The organism is Pseudomonas sp. ABFPK (assembly GCF_001586765.1).
Lineage (GTDB): Bacteria > Pseudomonadota > Gammaproteobacteria > Pseudomonadales > Pseudomonadaceae > Aquipseudomonas > Aquipseudomonas asiatica.
In genome coordinates, this window is the sequence record NZ_LQXW01000001.1 from 346,500 (window position 1) to 363,328 (window position 16,829).

At 61.3% G+C, this 16,829-nt stretch carries 15 protein-coding genes; 14 read left to right on the forward strand and 1 reads right to left on the reverse strand.

Annotation, left to right across the window (positions count from 1 at the left end):
* Positions 1-155: 155 nt before the first annotated feature.
* From WM94_RS01605 to WM94_RS01625, 5 genes are all read left to right on the forward strand, one after another.
* Positions 156-1,253 carry a polyamine ABC transporter substrate-binding protein gene (locus tag WM94_RS01605; protein WP_023660780.1) on the forward strand — a complete coding sequence of 366 codons (1,098 nt, stop codon included), beginning with the start codon at positions 156-158 and terminating at the stop codon, positions 1,251-1,253.
* Between the two features lie 158 nt (positions 1,254-1,411).
* Entirely contained in the window at positions 1,412-2,506 is a 1,095-nt protein-coding gene (locus tag WM94_RS01610; RefSeq protein ID WP_015272218.1) for a polyamine ABC transporter substrate-binding protein, read from the forward strand.
* Positions 2,507-2,577: 71 nt separating this feature from the next.
* The gene (gene potA / locus WM94_RS01615) at positions 2,578-3,720 is read left to right on the forward strand and encodes a polyamine ABC transporter ATP-binding protein (protein WP_013974704.1); all 1,143 of its coding nucleotides are present in this window, start codon (positions 2,578-2,580) and stop codon (positions 3,718-3,720) included.
* On the forward strand, positions 3,717-4,637 hold the full coding sequence (locus tag WM94_RS01620) for an ABC transporter permease subunit (RefSeq protein ID WP_015272217.1): 921 nt from the start codon (positions 3,717-3,719) through the stop codon (positions 4,635-4,637). The genes potA and WM94_RS01620 overlap by 4 nt, the downstream gene beginning before the upstream one ends.
* Positions 4,634-5,527 (forward strand): ABC transporter permease subunit, encoded by an 894-nt coding sequence (locus tag WM94_RS01625; protein ID WP_003258560.1) that lies wholly within the window; start codon positions 4,634-4,636, stop codon positions 5,525-5,527. Before WM94_RS01620 ends, WM94_RS01625 begins: the two co-directional genes overlap by 4 nt.
* A gap of 105 nt (positions 5,528-5,632) precedes the next feature.
* On the opposite strand, the gene WM94_RS01630 is transcribed toward WM94_RS01625, so the two are convergent.
* Positions 5,633-6,088, reverse strand: a complete 456-nt coding sequence (locus WM94_RS01630) for a transposase (protein WP_061550276.1) — start codon at positions 6,086-6,088, stop codon at positions 5,633-5,635.
* Between the two features lie 527 nt (positions 6,089-6,615).
* On the opposite strand from WM94_RS01630, the gene WM94_RS01635 reads away from it, so the two are divergent.
* The 9 genes from WM94_RS01635 to WM94_RS01675 all read left to right on the forward strand — a co-directional run bounded on the left by WM94_RS01635 (position 6,616) and on the right by WM94_RS01675 (position 16,599).
* Positions 6,616-6,888 carry a DUF3077 domain-containing protein gene (locus tag WM94_RS01635; protein ID WP_061550277.1) on the forward strand — a complete coding sequence of 91 codons (273 nt, stop codon included), beginning with the start codon at positions 6,616-6,618 and terminating at the stop codon, positions 6,886-6,888.
* A 213-nt stretch (positions 6,889-7,101) separates the two neighbouring features.
* Positions 7,102-8,190 (forward strand): efflux RND transporter periplasmic adaptor subunit, encoded by a 1,089-nt coding sequence (locus WM94_RS01640; protein ID WP_015272214.1) that lies wholly within the window; start codon positions 7,102-7,104, stop codon positions 8,188-8,190.
* Positions 8,187-9,254 (forward strand): efflux RND transporter periplasmic adaptor subunit, encoded by a 1,068-nt coding sequence (locus WM94_RS01645; protein ID WP_013974699.1) that lies wholly within the window; start codon positions 8,187-8,189, stop codon positions 9,252-9,254. The genes WM94_RS01640 and WM94_RS01645 overlap by 4 nt, the downstream gene beginning before the upstream one ends.
* On the forward strand, positions 9,251-12,307 hold the full coding sequence (locus WM94_RS01650) for an efflux RND transporter permease subunit (protein WP_061550278.1): 3,057 nt from the start codon (positions 9,251-9,253) through the stop codon (positions 12,305-12,307). The genes WM94_RS01645 and WM94_RS01650 overlap by 4 nt, the downstream gene beginning before the upstream one ends.
* 257 nt (positions 12,308-12,564) lie before the next feature.
* Positions 12,565-12,747 (forward strand): sulfur starvation response protein OscA, encoded by a 183-nt coding sequence (gene oscA, locus WM94_RS01655; RefSeq protein ID WP_003258557.1) that lies wholly within the window; start codon positions 12,565-12,567, stop codon positions 12,745-12,747.
* A 48-nt stretch (positions 12,748-12,795) separates the two neighbouring features.
* Positions 12,796-13,803 (forward strand): sulfate ABC transporter substrate-binding protein, encoded by a 1,008-nt coding sequence (locus tag WM94_RS01660; protein ID WP_061550279.1) that lies wholly within the window; start codon positions 12,796-12,798, stop codon positions 13,801-13,803.
* 100 nt (positions 13,804-13,903) lie between these two features.
* Positions 13,904-14,722, forward strand: a complete 819-nt coding sequence (gene cysT / locus WM94_RS01665; RefSeq protein ID WP_013974695.1) for a sulfate ABC transporter permease subunit CysT — start codon at positions 13,904-13,906, stop codon at positions 14,720-14,722.
* 11 nt (positions 14,723-14,733) lie between these two features.
* Positions 14,734-15,606 (forward strand): sulfate ABC transporter permease subunit CysW, encoded by an 873-nt coding sequence (gene cysW, locus WM94_RS01670; protein ID WP_015272212.1) that lies wholly within the window; start codon positions 14,734-14,736, stop codon positions 15,604-15,606.
* Positions 15,607-15,609: 3 nt separating this feature from the next.
* On the forward strand, positions 15,610-16,599 hold the full coding sequence (locus WM94_RS01675; RefSeq protein WP_013974693.1) for a sulfate/molybdate ABC transporter ATP-binding protein: 990 nt from the start codon (positions 15,610-15,612) through the stop codon (positions 16,597-16,599).
* Positions 16,600-16,829: the final 230 nt, after the last annotated feature.

Here is a 16,829-nt window from a genome sequence, read left to right on the forward strand (position 1 = left end):
GCGATGTGACATTAAGACGTTACAAGGCCCTGCTTTCCTTGATACAGAGCCTTGTAACTTGCCAGACTAGCGACTGTTTCAGTCGCCGCGCGCTCTGCACTGTAGGTCCTGGCTGCTGAACAGATGGCTAAATAAAAAATTCTGGAGCATTACGCATGAATAAATTGGGCAAGACGTTGCTGGCCACCGCCCTGATGGGTGCCATGGCTACCGCTGTTCAGGCTGAAGACAAGGTGTTGAACGTCTACAACTGGTCGGACTACATCGCTCCGGACACTATCGCCAAGTTCGAGAAGCAGTCGGGCATCAAGGTCAAGTACGACGTCTTCGACAGCAACGAAACCCTCGAGGCCAAACTGCTGGCCGGCAAGTCCGGCTACGACATCGTGGTGCCGTCCAACAACTTCCTGGCCAAGCAGATCAAAGCTGGCGTGTATGAGGAACTGGACCGCTCCAAGCTGCCGAACTGGAAGAACCTCGACCCTGACCTGCTCAAGGCCGTTGGCGATGCCAGCGACAAGGACAACAAGCACGCCTTCCCGTACATGTGGGGCTCGATCGGCATCGGCTACAACCCGGAGAAGGTCAAGGCCGCGCTGGGCGTAGACAAGATCGACTCGTGGGACGTGGTGTTCAAGCCTGAGAACATCGCCAAGCTCAAGAGCTGCGGCGTGAGCTTCCTCGATGCCCCGACCGAAATGCTCCCGGCTGCGCTGCACTACCTGGGCCTGCCGAGCAACAGCACCAAGAAGGAAGACCTGAAGGCCGCCGAGGACCTGTTCCTCAAGATCCGTCCTTCGATCACCTACTTCCACTCGTCCAAGTACATCGGCGACATGGCCAACGGCAACATCTGCGTAGCTGTCGGTTACTCGGGTGACCTGGAGCAGTCCAAGGCCCGTGCCCACGAAGCTGGCGACAAGGTCAAGGTGGACTACGTCATTCCGAAGGAAGGTGCCGGTACCTTCTACGACATGGTCGCCATCCCCAAGGATGCCGAGCATAAAGACGCTGCCTACCAGTTCATGAACTTCCTGATGCAGCCGGAAATCATGGCCGAGATCACCAACGCCGTGCGCTTCCCGAACGGCAACGCTGCCGCCACCCAGTTCGTGGACAAGGAAATCACCAGCGATCCGAGCATCTATCCGCCAGCTGAAGTGAAGAAGCAGCTGTACGCGATCGCTGCGCCTGAAGCGTCTGCCCAGCGTGTGATCACCCGCAGCTGGACCAAGATCAAGTCGGGCAAATAAGCCCGATGCGGTACCTCTGGGCCGGGGAATCCCGGCCCAGAGCCAGTGAAAGGCAATTGATGATTGCGGCATCGAAGCTGCGAAGGTAAGTTGCGCGCCGGTTTTGCGTGTGCGGCAGCATTGTCGCTACCCAGGCACTGATTGTGAGGACCACCCACTTGTCCATTTCTGTATTCCGCAAGGCCTTGATGGCTGGAGCGGGCCTGACGCTGGCATGCAGCGTCCAAGCGGCGCCTACGGTGCACTTCTACAACTGGTCCGACTACATCGGCCCGACCACACTCGCGGACTTCGAGAAAGCCACGGGCATCAAGCCCGTGCAAGATGTGTTCGATTCCAACGAAACCCTGGAAGGCAAGCTGCTGGCCGGCAATACCGGCTATGACGTGGTAGTGCCGTCCAACCATTTCCTCGGCAAGCAGATCAAGGCGGGCGCGTTCCAGAAGCTCGACAAGAACCTGCTGCCCAATTATTCCAACCTGGACCCGGCGCTGATGAAGCGCCTGGAAAGGAACGACCCGGGCAACCAGTACGCCGTGCCTTACCTGTGGGGCACCAACGGCATCGGTTACAACGTCGACAAGGTGAAGGCCGCGCTGGGCGTGGACACCATCGACTCCTGGGCGGTGCTGTTCGAGCCCGAGAACATGAAGAAGCTCGCCAAGTGCGGCGTGGCCTTCCTCGACTCGGCGGACGAAATGCTGCCGGCGGTGCTCAACTACATGGGGCTGGACCCCAACAGCACCAATGCCAAGGACTACCAGGCCGCCGAGAAGAAACTGCTGGCGGTACGCCCGTACGTGACCTACTTCCACTCGTCCAAGTACATCACCGACCTGGCCAACGGCGACATCTGCGTCGCGGCAGGTTTCTCGGGTGATGTGTTCCAGGCCAAGACCCGCGCCGAAGAAGCGAAGAAGGGCGTGAACCTGGCCTACGCCATTCCCAAGGAAGGCGGCAACCTCTGGTTCGACGTGCTGGCGATCCCCAAGGACGCCAAGAACGTCAAAGAGGCGCATGCCTTCATCAACTATTTGCTGAAGCCTGAGGTTATCGCCCAGGTCAGTGATTACGTCGGTTACGCCAACCCGAACCCCAAGGCTGGCGACCTGATGGACCAGGCCGTGAGGACTGACGCCGCGGTTTACCCACCGCAGGAAGTGCTGAACAAGATGTTCGTGAATTCAGAGTTGCCACCCAAGGTGCAACGGCTGATGACCCGTAGCTGGACCAAGGTCAAGTCGGGCAAGTAAAAATCCAGGCCCGTGGCGGCACCTGTAGAACAGGGCTCGCGGGCACAAAAATCTTGTTGGGAGTTTCACTCATGGCAGTTGCCTCCGGTGCCTATAAAAAAGCCCTCGAGGGTGGCCAGCAACCCAAGCAGGTGCTGGTCAAGATCGACCGGGTCACGAAAAAGTTCGACGAAACGGTAGCCGTGGACGATGTGTCCCTGGAAATCCGCAAGGGCGAGATCTTCGCTCTTCTGGGGGGCTCCGGTTCCGGCAAGTCCACCTTGCTGCGCATGCTGGCCGGCTTCGAACGCCCGACCGAAGGGCGGATCTTCCTCGATGGCGTCGACATCACCGACATGCCGCCCTACGAGCGGCCGATCAACATGATGTTCCAGTCCTACGCGCTGTTCCCGCACATGACCGTGGCGCAGAACATCGCCTTCGGCCTGCAGCAGGACAAAATGCCCAAGGCCGAGATCGACGCCCGCGTGGCCGAGATGCTCAAGCTGGTGCACATGACCCAGTACGCCAAGCGCAAGCCGCACCAGCTGTCCGGCGGCCAGCGCCAGCGCGTGGCCCTGGCCCGCTCGCTGGCCAAGCGCCCCAAGCTGCTGCTGCTCGACGAGCCGATGGGTGCACTGGACAAGAAACTGCGTTCGCAGATGCAGCTGGAACTGGTGGAGATCATCGAGCGCGTTGGCGTGACCTGCGTGATGGTGACCCACGATCAGGAAGAGGCCATGACCATGGCCCAGCGCATCGCCATCATGCACCTGGGCTGGATCGCCCAGATCGGCTCGCCGGTGGACATCTACGAGACGCCTACCAGCCGCCTGGTGTGCGAATTCATCGGCAACGTCAACCTGTTCGAAGGTGAAGTGGTCGACGACGCCGAAGGCCACGCGATCATTGCCAGCCCGGAGCTGGAGCGCAAGATCTATGTCGGCCATGGCATCACCACGTCGGTGGAAGACAAGCACATCACCTACGCCCTGCGCCCGGAAAAGATGCTGGTCACCACCCAGCAACCGACCTGCGAGCACAACTGGTCGCGCGGCAAGGTTCACGACATTGCCTACCTGGGTGGCCACTCGGTGTTCTACGTCGAGTTGCCGAGCGGCAAGGTCGTCCAGTCGTTCGTCGCCAACGCCGAGCGCCAGGGCACGCGCCCGACCTGGGGCGATGAAGTGTACGTGTGGTGGGAAGACGACAGCGGCGTGGTACTGCGGTCATGAAACTGCGCAAGCTCAAGCGAGCCTTCCAGCGTATTACCCCGGAGGGGCGGCACCTGGTGATCGGCGTGCCTTTCATCTGGCTGTTCCTGTTCTTCATGCTGCCGTTCTTCATCGTGCTGAAGATCAGCTTCGCCGAAGCCGACGTGGCGATCCCGCCGTATACCGAGATCTACAGCTACGTCGAAGACAAGGTCCAGCTGGTGCTCAACCTGGCCAACTATGGCCTGTTGACCGAGGATGAGCTGTATATCTCGGCCTACCTGGGCTCGCTGAAGATGGCCTTCTTCAGCACCCTGCTGTGCCTGCTGATCGGCTACCCGATGGCCTATGCCATTGCCAACGCCAAGAAGGAGACCCAGACGGTCCTACTGTTGCTGATCATGATGCCGACCTGGACCGCGATCCTGATCCGCGTCTATGCCTGGATGGGCATTCTCAGCAACAACGGCCTGCTCAACGGCTTCCTGCTGTGGACCGGGTTGATCGACCAGCCGCTGCAAATCCTCAACACCAACCTGGCGGTGTACATCGGCGTGGTCTATTCGTACCTGCCGTTCATGATCCTGCCGCTGTTCGCCAACCTGGTGAAGCACGATCCGAGCCTGCTCGAGGCCGCTTCGGACCTGGGTTCGAGCACCTTCAACAGCTTCTGGAAGATCACCGTACCGCTGTCGAAGAACGGCATCATCGCCGGCTGCATGCTGGTGTTCATCCCGGTGGTGGGCGAGTTCGTGATTCCTGAACTGCTTGGCGGCCCGGAAACCCTGATGATCGGCAAGGTGCTGTGGCAAGAGTTCTTCAACAACCGTGACTGGCCGGTGGCCTCTGCGCTGGCGGTAGTGATGCTGGCGATCCTGATCGTGCCGATCCTGCTGTTCAACCGCAGCCAGGCCAAAGAAATGGAGGGCAGGGCATGAAGCGCTTCAGTTTCTCCAAGCTGATGCTGGTGCTCGGCTTGCTGTTCATCTACCTGCCGATGCTGATCCTGGTGATCTACTCGTTCAACGCCTCCAAGCTGGTGACGGTGTGGGGTGGCTGGTCGGTGAAGTGGTACGTCGGCCTGCTCGACAACACCCAGTTGATGGGTTCGGTGATGCGTTCGCTGGAAATCGCCTGCTACACGGCGGTGGCGGCGGTGGCGCTGGGTACCTTGGCGGCGTTCGTGCTGACCCGGGTTACCCGCTTCAAGGGCCGCACGCTGTTCGGTGGCCTGGTCACCGCGCCGCTGGTAATGCCCGAGGTGATCACCGGCCTGTCGCTGTTGCTGCTGTTCGTGGCCATGGCGCAGATGATCGGCTGGCCGCAGGAGCGTGGCATCGTCACCATCTGGATCGCCCATACCACGTTCTGTGCCGCGTATGTGGCGGTGGTGGTGTCGGCACGCCTGCGGGAGCTGGACCTGTCGATCGAGGAAGCGGCGATGGACCTGGGTGCCAAGCCGTGGAAGGTGTTCTTCCTGATCACCATCCCGATGATCGCGCCGTCGCTGGCGGCGGGCGGCATGATGTCGTTCGCCCTGTCGCTGGATGACCTGGTACTGGCCAGCTTCGTCTCCGGCCCTGGTTCGACCACCTTGCCGATGGAAGTGTTCTCGGCGGTGCGCCTGGGCGTGAAGCCGGAGATCAACGCCGTGGCAAGCCTGATCCTGCTGTCGGTGTCGCTGGTGACCTTCTTCGTCTGGTACTTCAGCCGCCAGGCCGAAGAGCGCCGTCGCAAGGCGATTCAGCAGGCGATCGAAGAGGGCGCTGCGGCGAATGCTTCGCAGCCACAGGTCAAGCGCCCGGCGCAGGTGGCTGCGTCGGCTTGATCCGGCCCTTTCGCGGGCTCGCCCGCTCCCACAGAAATATCACTGCCTCGAGCCTGTGTTAATCCCTGTGGGAGCGGGTTTACCCGCGAAGGCCCCAGCACAGATTCAAAGCCAGATTGCATCCCAATGTGGATAGTCCCTGACACTTCTGACCAGGCCTGCCCGCAAGGGGTTGGCAACAATGTACCTGGCGACATGCACCATGCATTCTTCCCTTCTCAATGCCCGGTCCTGATACCCAGGCTGCCATACCGGATCCTGCTCAACCCCCGACTGATGCAAAACCAGACTGGACCTGGACTTGAACCTGCGCATCAAGGTGCCCAACGTCGTACCTTTCAACTCGATCAGCCAATGCAGATGGTCCGGCATCAGCACCCAGGCCAATGATCGGCAGGCATGTTCCTGGTCTGATTGTCGCAGTTGGTGAATGACCAGCCGGGCATGGTGGAAATCATGGAACAGCGGCTTGCGCTGGTGGGTGACGGTGGTCAGCAGATAGAGCCGGCCAAGTTCTAAATAGCGACCACGGCGAAGCAGGTGAGACTGGGCTCGCGACATTGGCTTCTTCCTTGAAAAGCAGGTGACTTTTCAAAGGTAGTGGCTGAGATACAGGTGCTGTGTAGATCATGGTTTCTGGATATGGCAGAAGCTTGCGGATGGCAGTACCGGCCCTTTCGCGGGTGAACCCGCTCCCACAGGTATTGCGCAGGTCCTGAAGGCTGCACATAACCCTGTGGGTGCGGGTTCACCCGCGAAGAGGACCTGAAGGTGTACGACTTTTCATCAACTCAAACCAAAGGCTTCAGTTGGATCGGCTTGGGAATTATCCTACGAGCCGTGTGGAAGCTGCTCTGTTGTAGGGGAAATGCCCCAGGGATAACGTCGTCGAGTCGCCAATCAAGGTGACCGGGTGTGAGAAACCCGCTCGATGTTGAACAGGCTTCCTGTCATGGCGGCTTTGCGTGGGCAGGCCTCGGCCTGGCCGGGTTCAATGTCCTCGGTTTTCTCACCCCGCGTACGGCTGCCACCCCTTATCCGTGAGAAAGATGAGCTGGCGGTTCCATAAACGACATTGGATTCCGACCATGACAACGCACGTTCCAAATCACCCACAAAACAGCAGCACCGTCGGTAAAGAAACCTGCATGGACCTTTTCCGCGTCCAGGCCAACATCCCCTTCAACCATGCCTTCTCCGAACTCTCCGTAATGCTCGGGTGCATTAATCACCTGACGACCGAAGCCGAGATGGAAAATGACCGGCTGGCTGGTAGTGCCGCGAGAATTCTCAGTGGCTTTGCCAAAGCATTGATTGATGACATAGAGCTGGGGTTGAACAAGGCTTCAGTTCAGCTCTGACCTGTACCGGCCCTTTCGCGGGCACGCCCGCTACCACAGGTACAGCGCAGGCTTGAGGCTGGCGACCATCCTGTGGGAGCGGGCGTGCCCGCGAAGAGGCCCGCGCAGGCGCCGAAAATGCCAGCTTGATCGCGGTCAGTGCCGTTTATCGAACCCTGATCTACGCTAACAGTCGCATCCCACGAATCATTTGCGCGCAAGCAAGGAGCCTGCATGACGTTGATACGTCCGCTGTTGGTCGTCTGCCTGGGGCTTGTGTCCCTGCTGTCGGGCTGTAGTAAGGAAGAAACCACCGAAACACTGCCTCGCGTAGGCGTGCAACAGGTATCACCCACCGATTTCGCTGCCAGGGTCACCCTGACTGGCGATGTGCAGGCGCGGGTGCAGACAGACCTGTCATTCCGTGTGGGCGGCAAGATCATTTCGCGCAGTGTCGATGTCGGCGACCACGTCAAGGCCAACCAGGTGCTGGCGCGGCTGGACCCGAAAGACCTGCAGAACAATGTCGACTCGGCCAAGGCCGAGGTGTTCGCCGCGCAGGCGCGGGTCACCCAGACCAGCGCTGCCTTCGTACGCCAGCAAAAGCTGTTGCCCAAGGGCTACACCAGCCAGAGCGAATACGATTCCGCCGAAGCCGCGCTGCGTAGCAACCAGAGCGCGCTCAAGGCCGCACAGGCACAATTGGCCAATGCCAACGAACAACTGAGCTATACCGCGCTGGTCTCCGAGGCCGATGGGGTCATCACCGAGCGCCAGGCCGAGGTTGGCCAGGTGGTGCAGGCGACCATGCCGATCTTCAGCCTGGCCACCGATGGTGACCGTGATGCCGTGTTCAATGTCTACGAATCGCTGCTGGTGGCTCCGCCAAGCGACGCCGGCGTGATCGTCAGCCTGCTGGACGACCCCAAGGTCCAGGCCCGTGGCTTCGTGCGCGAAATCACCCCCACGGTATCCGCGCAAAGCGGCACGGTACAGGTCAAGGTCGGGCTGAGGGATGTGCCGCCAGGGATGCAACTGGGTGCACCGGTGACGGCCACCACCAATGCCCAGGGCCGACCAAGTATCGAGCTGCCATGGTCGGCACTGACCAAGGCCCTGCATGAGCCTGCCGTGTGGGTGGTGGGCGAGGGTGACAAGGTAGAGCTGCGCAAGGTCGAGGTCAGCCGTTACCTCACCGGCAGGATCGTGGTCGCCAGTGGCCTGAAAGGCGGCGAGACCGTGGTGGTCAATGGCGGGCAGTTGCTGCACCCCGGCATGCAGGTGCTGAAGGTCGATGCCAAGGCCAAAGGGGGTGAGCTATGAAGCGCCTGCTGCTGATGCTGTCGGCCGGCGTGCTGTTGGCCGGCTGCAGTAGCGAGGATGAAGTGCCGGAGCCGATTCGGCCGGTGCTGTCGGTCAAGGTCGAACCCCAGGTGCAGTCGCAGCTGGGCCGCTTCGCCGGCAGTATCCAGGCCCGTTTCGAAAGCACCTTGGGCTTCCGGGTTTCCGGGCGTATTGCCCGGCGCTGGCTGGATGTGGGCGCCCAGGTGAAACCGGGTGACACCTTGGCCACCCTCGACCCGACCGACCAGCAGAACCAGTTGCGCGCCGCCGAAGGCGACTTGGCCAAGGTGCAGGCGCAGTGGATCAACGCCCAGGCCGATGCCCGCCGGCAGCAACAGCTATATGACCGTGGCGTAGGCGCCCAGGCCCAGCTGGATATCGCCCAGACCAACCTGAAAACCACCAGCGCGGCGTTGGAACAGGCGCGCTCTGCGCTCAGCCAGGCGCGTGACCAGCTCGACTACAGTACCTTGCGAACCGACCATGCCGCGGTAATCACTGCCTGGCAGGCCGAAGCCGGGCAAACCGTCACCGCTGGCCAGGCCGTGGTAACCCTGGCCAGGCCGGATGTGAAGGAAGCGGTGATCGATCTGCCGATCGGCCTGGCCGAGCAGTTGAGCAAAGGCCTGACCTTCACCGTTGCTTCGCAGCTGGACCCGACCATCAACACCACCGCCAGCTTGCGGGAACTGGAACCCCAGGCCGACGCCACCACGCGCACCCGCCGCGCGCGCCTGACCCTGGCGAGCACCCCGGCGGCGTTCCACCTGGGCACCGCCATCAGCGTGACCCTGAGTTCGGAGGTGTCGCCGCGCAGCGAACTGCCCTTGAGTGCCTTGCTCGAGCGCGACGGCAAGACCCAGGTATGGGTGATCGATACGCAGCAGAAGACCGTGGCCACCCGTGATGTGGCCCTGATCGGTCGAACCGCCGACAGCATCGTCCTGACCTCGGGCGTACAGCCCGGCGAGCGGGTGGTGACTGCGGGCGTGAACAGCCTCAAGCCTGGCCAGAAGGTCACCTTCGACGAGGATGCGCAATGAAAGGAAGCTTCAACCTGTCCGACTGGGCACTCAAGCATCAATCGTTCGTCTGGTACCTGATGTTCGTCGGCCTGCTGATGGGGATCTTTTCCTACTTCAACCTGGGCCGTGAGGAAGACCCGTCGTTCACCATCAAGACCATGGTCATCCAGACCCGCTGGCCCGGCGCGACCCAGGACGAAACCCTGTACCAGGTCACCGACCGTATCGAGAAGAAGCTCGAGGAACTCGACTCCCTCGACTACACCAAAAGCTACACCCGCCCCGGCGAATCCACGGTCTACGTGTACCTGCGCGACACCACCAAGGCCAAGGACATCCCGGAAATCTGGTACCAGGTGCGCAAGAAGATCCAGGACATTCGCGGTGAATTCCCTGCGGGTATACAAGGGCCCGGGTTCAACGATGAATTCGGCGATGTGTTCGGTTCTATCTATGCCTTCACCGCCGACGGCCTGACCCTGCGCCAGCTGCGCGACTACGTGGAACAGGCGCGGGCCGAAGTGCGCGATGTGCCCAACATCGGCAAGATCGAGCTGATCGGCACCCAGGACGAAGTGCTTTACCTGAACTTCTCCACCCGCAAGCTGGCAGCCCTGGGCATCGATCAGCGCCAGGTCATGCAGGCCCTGCAATCGCAAAACGCCGTGACCCCTGCCGGTGTGATCGAGGCCGGGCCGGAACGTATCTCGGTGCGTACCTCTGGGCAGTTCACCTCGGAAAAGGACCTGGAAACCGTCAACCTGAAGATTAACGACCGCTTCTTCCGCCTGGCAGACATCGCCGATATCGAGCGCGGCTACGTCGACCCTCCTTCGCCGATGTTCCGCTACAACGGCCAGACGGCGCTGGGCCTGGCCATCGGCATGAAGGCCGGCGGCAATATCCAGGTGTTCGGCGCGGCGCTGAAAAAGCGCATGGACCAGGTGGTCGAAGACCTGCCGGTGGGCGTCGGGGTACACACTGTTTCCGACCAGGCCGTGGTGGTCAAGCAAGCCGTCGGTGGCTTCACCAGTGCGCTGTTCGAGGCGGTGGTGATCGTGCTGGCGGTGAGCTTCGTCAGCCTCGGTGTGCGTGCCGGGCTGGTGGTGGCCTGCTCGATCCCGCTGGTGCTGGCCATGGTGTTCGTGTTCATGGAATACAGCGGTATCACCATGCAGCGGATTTCGCTGGGGGCGCTGATCATCGCCCTGGGCCTGCTGGTGGATGATGCGATGATCACTGTGGAAGTGATGGTCACACGGCTGGAAATGGGCGAAAGCAAGGAGCAGGCGGCAACTTTTGCCTATACCTCCACAGCCTTCCCCATGCTCACCGGCACTTTGGTGACTGTGGCCGGCTTCGTGCCGATCGGCCTCAACGCCAGCTCGGCGGGTGAATACACCTACACGCTGTTTGCGGTAATTGCCGTGGCACTGATGGTGTCGTGGGTGGTGGCGGTATTCTTCGCTCCGGTGTTAGGCGTGCACATCCTCAGCAGTGCCAAGCTCAAGCACCATGAAGCCGAGCCGGGCCGTGTCGGCCGGGCCTTCGAGCATGGTTTGTTGTGGTGCATGCGCAACCGCTGGCTGACCATCATCGGCACCGTGGTGCTGTTCGCCCTGGCGATCTTCTCCGAACGCTTCGTGCAGAACCAGTTCTTCCCGTCCTCTGACCGCCCGGAAATCCTCGTCGACCTCAACCTGCCGCAGAACGCCTCGATCGAGGAGACGCGCAAGGTGGTCGACCGTTTCGAGGCGCGGATCAAGGACGACCCGGACCTGGTGCACTGGAGTACCTATATCGGCCAGGGCGCGATCCGCTTCTACCTGCCCCTCGACCAGCAGTTGCAGAACCCGTACTACGCGCAGCTGGTGATCGTCAGCAAGGGCTTCGAAGAACGTCAGGCCATGATGGAGCGCCTGCAGAAGATCCTGCATGAAGAATTCGTTGGCGTCGGCACCAACGTGCAATCGCTGGAAATGGGCCCACCGGTGGGCCGACCGATCCAGTATCGGGTAAGCGGTGCCAATATCGACGAGGTTCGCAAGCACGCCATCGAGCTGGCCACCTTGCTAGACCAGAACGAGCACATCGGCGAAATGATCTACGACTGGAACGAGCCGGGTAAGGTGCTGCGCGTGGAAATCGCCCAGGACAAGGCGCGCCAGCTGGGCCTGTCGTCGGAGGACGTGGCCAATGTGATGAACAGCATCGTCAGCGGCGTGCAGATCACCCAGGTCAACGACAACATCTACCTGGTCGACGTGGTCGCCCGTGCCGAGGACAGCGAGCGTGGCTCGCCGGATACCCTGCAGAACCTGCAGATCCTGACACCCAACGGCACTTCGATCCCGCTGCTGGCGTTCGCCACCGTGCGCTACGAGCTGGAGCAGCCGCTGGTGTGGCGTCGCGACCGCAAGCCGACCATCACCATCAAGGCTTCGGTCAACGGCGACATCCAGCCCACCGACCTGGTGGCCCAGCTGAAGCCGAAGATCGACGAGTTCGCCAGCAAGTTGCCGGTGGGCTTCGAGGTGGCCACCGGCGGTACGGTGGAGGAGAGCGCCAAGGCGCAGGGGCCGATCCGCAAGGTCATCCCGCTGATGCTGTTCCTGATGGCGACGTTCCTGATGATCCAGCTGCACAGCGTGCAGAAGCTGTTCCTGGTGGTCAGCGTGGCGCCGCTGGGGTTGATTGGCGTGATCATTGCGCTGGTGCCCACAGGTACGCCCATGGGCTTCGTGGCGATTCTCGGCATTCTCGCGCTGGCGGGCATCATCATTCGTAACTCGGTGATCCTGGTGACCCAGATCGATGAGTTCGAAGCCCAGGGCTTGTCGCCGTGGGATGCGGTGGTGGAGGCAACCAACCACCGGCGCCGGCCGATTCTGCTGACCGCAGCAGCGGCGAGCCTGGGCATGATCCCGATTGCCCGCGAAGTGTTCTGGGGGCCGATGGCCTACGCCATGATTGGCGGGATCATCGTGGCGACCCTGCTGACGCTGCTGTTCCTGCCGGCCTTGTATGTGGCCTGGTACAAGATCCGCGAGCCACAGAAGAAACCCTCCTGACCACGCATCCCCTTGTGGGAGCAGCCTCGTGCTGCGAAGAGGCCGGTAAATTCATCATCAAATGCTGATGGGATTGCCGGCCTCTTCGCAGCACGAGGCTGCTCCTACAAGGGAAATGCGGCGCTTAAAAAATGGTTATATAAACATTCTCAAACAGTATTTTTAAGAATAACCCCGCCTCACTACTATTGCCCTCAAGCCAGGCGCAAATCCCCTTCAAACCTCAGCCCGGCACCCTCACTCCAAGGAGAACGAGCATGAGTGCATCTCTGCGTAGCATCGACGGTCAGGACGAAGCCACCATTCTGCGTGAAATCCAGAGCGCTCTGCGCGACCTGCGATTCGGTGCGGTGGAGATAACCGTGCACAACGCTCAGGTCGTACAGATCGAGCGCAAGGAGAAGTTCCGCCTGCAGCAGCCCGGCAACAAGACCGGCTGATCGCGCCACACATTCAAAACTAGAAAAATGCCAATCAGGAGCTTCACCATGTCCATCCGCCGTTATGCGCTTGCCGCCCTGGCCAGTGCTGTTTTTGCCGGTTCCGCCATCGCCAAGGACTACGAACTGCTGAACGTGTCCTACGACCCGACCCGCGAGCTGTACCAGCAGTACAACGCCGAGTTCATCAAGCACTGGCAGCAGGCCCACCCGGGCGACAAGGTGAAGATCCAGCAATCCCACGGCGGTTCGGGCAAGCAGGCCCGTGCGGTGATCGACGGCCTGGGTGCCGACGTGGTGACCCTGGCCTTGGCCGGCGACATCGATGAAGTCGCCAAGCTCGGCAAGACCCTGCCAGACAACTGGCAGACCCGCCTGCCGGATGCCAGCACCCCGTACACCTCGACCATCGTGTTCCTGGTGCGCAAGGGCAACCCGAAAGGCATCAAGGACTGGGGCGACCTGATCAAGAAGGACGTGTCGGTCATCACCCCCAACCCGAAAACCTCCGGCGGCGCCCGTTGGAACTTCCTGGCTGCCTGGGCCTATGGCCTGAAGGCCGGCGGTAGCGAAGAAAAGGCCAAGGAGTACGTGCAGGAGCTGTTCAAGCACGTCCCGGTGCTGGATACCGGCGCCCGTGGCTCGACCATCACCTTCGTCAATAACGGCCAGGGCGATGTGCTGTTGGCCTGGGAAAACGAAGCCTTCCTGGCGCTGAAGGAAGACGGAGGTGCCGACAAGTTCGAGATCGTCGTGCCGTCGTTGTCGATCCTCGCCGAACCGCCAGTGGCGGTGGTGGACAAGAACGCCGAGAAGAAGGGCAATACCGAGATTGCCACCGAATACCTCAAGCACCTGTACAGCCCGGCCGGGCAGAAGATCGCAGCCGAGAACTTCTACCGCCCGCGTGACGAGAAGGTCGCTGCCGAGTTCGGCAAGCAGTTCCCGAAACTGGACCTGGTGACCATCGACAAGGACTTTGGTGGCTGGAAGACTGCACAACCTAAATTCTTCAATGATGGCGGTGTGTTCGACCAGATCTATCAGGCACAGTAATCGCCAAGGAAAAGCGGGGCCGCGCTGCGGCCCCAGGATTCAGAAGCTTGCACCGACCCGGGATCTGTCCCGGGTTTCGTGCGTTCAACCAGGGATATTTATGTCACGTCGCATTTCCCCCGTCATACCCGGCTTCGGGCTGACGCTGGGCTACACCTTGGTGTACCTCAGCCTGATAGTGCTGATACCGCTGGCCGCCATGTTCGTGCATGCCGCGCAGCTTACCTGGGAGCAGTTCTGGAACATCATCAGTGCACCGCGGGTGATCGCCGCGCTCAAGCTGAGTTTCGGCACCGCCCTGTTCGCCGCCATCATCAATGGTGTGATCGGTACCCTGCTGGCCTGGGTGCTGGTGCGCTACACCTTCCCTGGGCGCAAGATCATCGATGCAATGATCGACCTGCCGTTCGCCCTGCCCACCGCCGTGGCCGGTATTGCCCTGACCGCCCTGTACGCACCCTCGGGCTGGGTCGGCCAGTTCGCCACCGACCTGGGCTTCAAGATCGCTTACACCCCACTGGGCATCACCCTGGCGCTGACCTTCGTCACCCTGCCGTTCGTGGTGCGTACGGTGCAGCCGGTGCTGGCCGACATTCCGCGTGAAGTGGAGGAGGCCGCTGCCTGCCTGGGCGCCAAGCCGCTGCAGGTGTTCCGCCATGTGCTGGCGCCAGCGCTGCTGCCTGCCTGGCTGACAGGTTTTGCCCTGGCCTTCGCCCGCGGCGTGGGCGAGTATGGTTCGGTGATCTTCATTGCCGGCAACATGCCGATGAAAACCGAGATCCTGCCGCTGCTGATCATGGTCAAGCTCGACCAATACGACTACACCGGCGCGACCGCCATCGGCGTGCTGATGCTGGTGGTTTCCTTCATCCTGCTGCTGCTGATCAACCTGCTGCAGCGCCGCATCGAAACCCCTTGAAGGAGGCCGGCATGTCCAGTTCATCCCTGAATGCAACCGCCGCCGCCAACGCCGCCCGCCGGGGCAGCGCCACTTCGCGGCGTATCCTGATCGGCCTTGGCTGGCTGGTGTTCGCGCTGTTCCTGCTGCTGCCACTGGTGATCGTGGTGTCGCAGGCGCTGAAGAACGGCTTTGGCACCTTCTTCGAGGCGATCTTCGAGCCTGACGCATTGTCGGCGCTGAAGCTGACCCTGCTCGCCGTGGCCATTTCGGTGCCGCTGAACCTGGTGTTCGGTGTCAGCGCCGCCTGGTGCGTGAGCAAGTACACCTTCCGTGGCAAGAGTATCCTGGTCACCCTGATCGATCTGCCGTTCTCGGTGTCGCCGGTGATCGCGGGCCTGGTCTACGTGCTGATGTTCGGCGCGCAAGGCCTGTTCGGGCCATGGCTGCAGGACCACGATATCCAGATCGTGTTCGCCCTGCCGGGCATCGTCCTGGCCACCATCTTCGTCACCGTACCGTTCGTGGCCCGTGAGCTGATCCCGCTGATGCAGGAGCAGGGCACGCAGGAAGAGGAGGCCGCGCGCTTGCTCGGCGCCAATGGTTGGCAAATGTTCTGGCACGTGACCCTGCCAAACATCAAATGGGGCCTGATCTATGGGGTGGTGCTGTGCACCGCGCGGGCCATGGGCGAGTTTGGCGCGGTGTCGGTGGTGTCCGGCCACATTCGCGGCGTGACCAACACCTTGCCGCTGCACGTGGAGATCCTCTACAACGAGTACAACCATGTCGCAGCCTTCAGCGTGGCCAGCCTGTTGCTGATCCTGGCGCTCTTCATCCTGCTGCTCAAGCAGTGGAGCGAGAACCGTATTAACCGCCTGCGCCACAGCGCCGCGGAGGAATGATTCATGTCGATCGAAGTTCGTAACGTCAGCAAGCGCTTCAACAGCTTCCAGGCCCTGGACAACATCAACCTGGACATCAACAGCGGCGAATTGGTGGCGCTGCTTGGCCCGTCCGGCTGCGGCAAGACCACGTTGCTGCGCATCATCGCCGGCCTGGAAACCCCCGACCAGGGCAATATCGTGTTCCATGGCGAGGACGTGTCCGGCCATGACGTGCGCGACCGCAACGTCGGTTTCGTGTTCCAGCACTACGCGTTGTTCCGCCACATGAGTGTGTTCGACAACGTTGCCTTCGGCCTGCGCATGAAGCCCAAGGGCGAGCGCCCGAGCGAGAGCAAGATAGCCGAGAAGGTGCATGAACTGCTGAACATGGTGCAGCTGGACTGGCTGTCCGACCGCTACCCCGAGCAGTTGTCCGGTGGCCAGCGCCAGCGTATCGCCCTGGCCCGTGCGCTGGCGGTGGAACCCAAGGTGCTGTTGCTGGACGAGCCTTTCGGTGCGCTGGATGCCAAGGTGCGCAAGGAGCTGCGCCGCTGGCTGGCGCGCCTGCACGAGGACATCAACCTGACGTCGGTGTTCGTCACCCACGACCAGGAAGAAGCCATGGAGGTGGCTGACCGCATCGTGGTGATGAACAAGGGCGTGATCGAGCAGATCGGCTCGCCGGGCGAGGTGTACGAGCACCCGGCCAACGATTTCGTCTACCACTTCCTTGGTGACTCCAACCGCCTGGCCCTGAGCGAAGGGCATCATGTGCTGTTCCGCCCGCACGAAGTGTCGCTGTCGCGGCACGAGACAGAAGGGCACCATGCGGCCGAGGTGCGCGACATCCGGCCGTTGGGCGCGACCACGCGGGTGACATTGAAGGTGGAAGGGCAGAGCGAGCTGATCGAGGCCGAAGTGGTCAAGGACCATGACAGCCTGACCGGGTTGGCGCGGGGGGAGACATTGTTCTTCCGGCCGAAGGTTTGGCAGAAGGTGGCGGATATTTGATTCGCCTTTGACGATGAAAAAGCCCGGGGGGCGGTCCCGGGCTTTTTTTATGCCTGACAGAATGGCGGCGCTAACGCTAAGCAGAAACGTCTGTTTTTTATGAATAAACGATGCGTGCGCAAGATTTAGCGGTTGGTTAAGTAATCGGCTTCTCGCTGTGGATAACGGCGGAGGTCCTATATAGCTGTCGATCTAGAAGCTCTTGATTCTTGGCCTAGTAAATTTGCTAG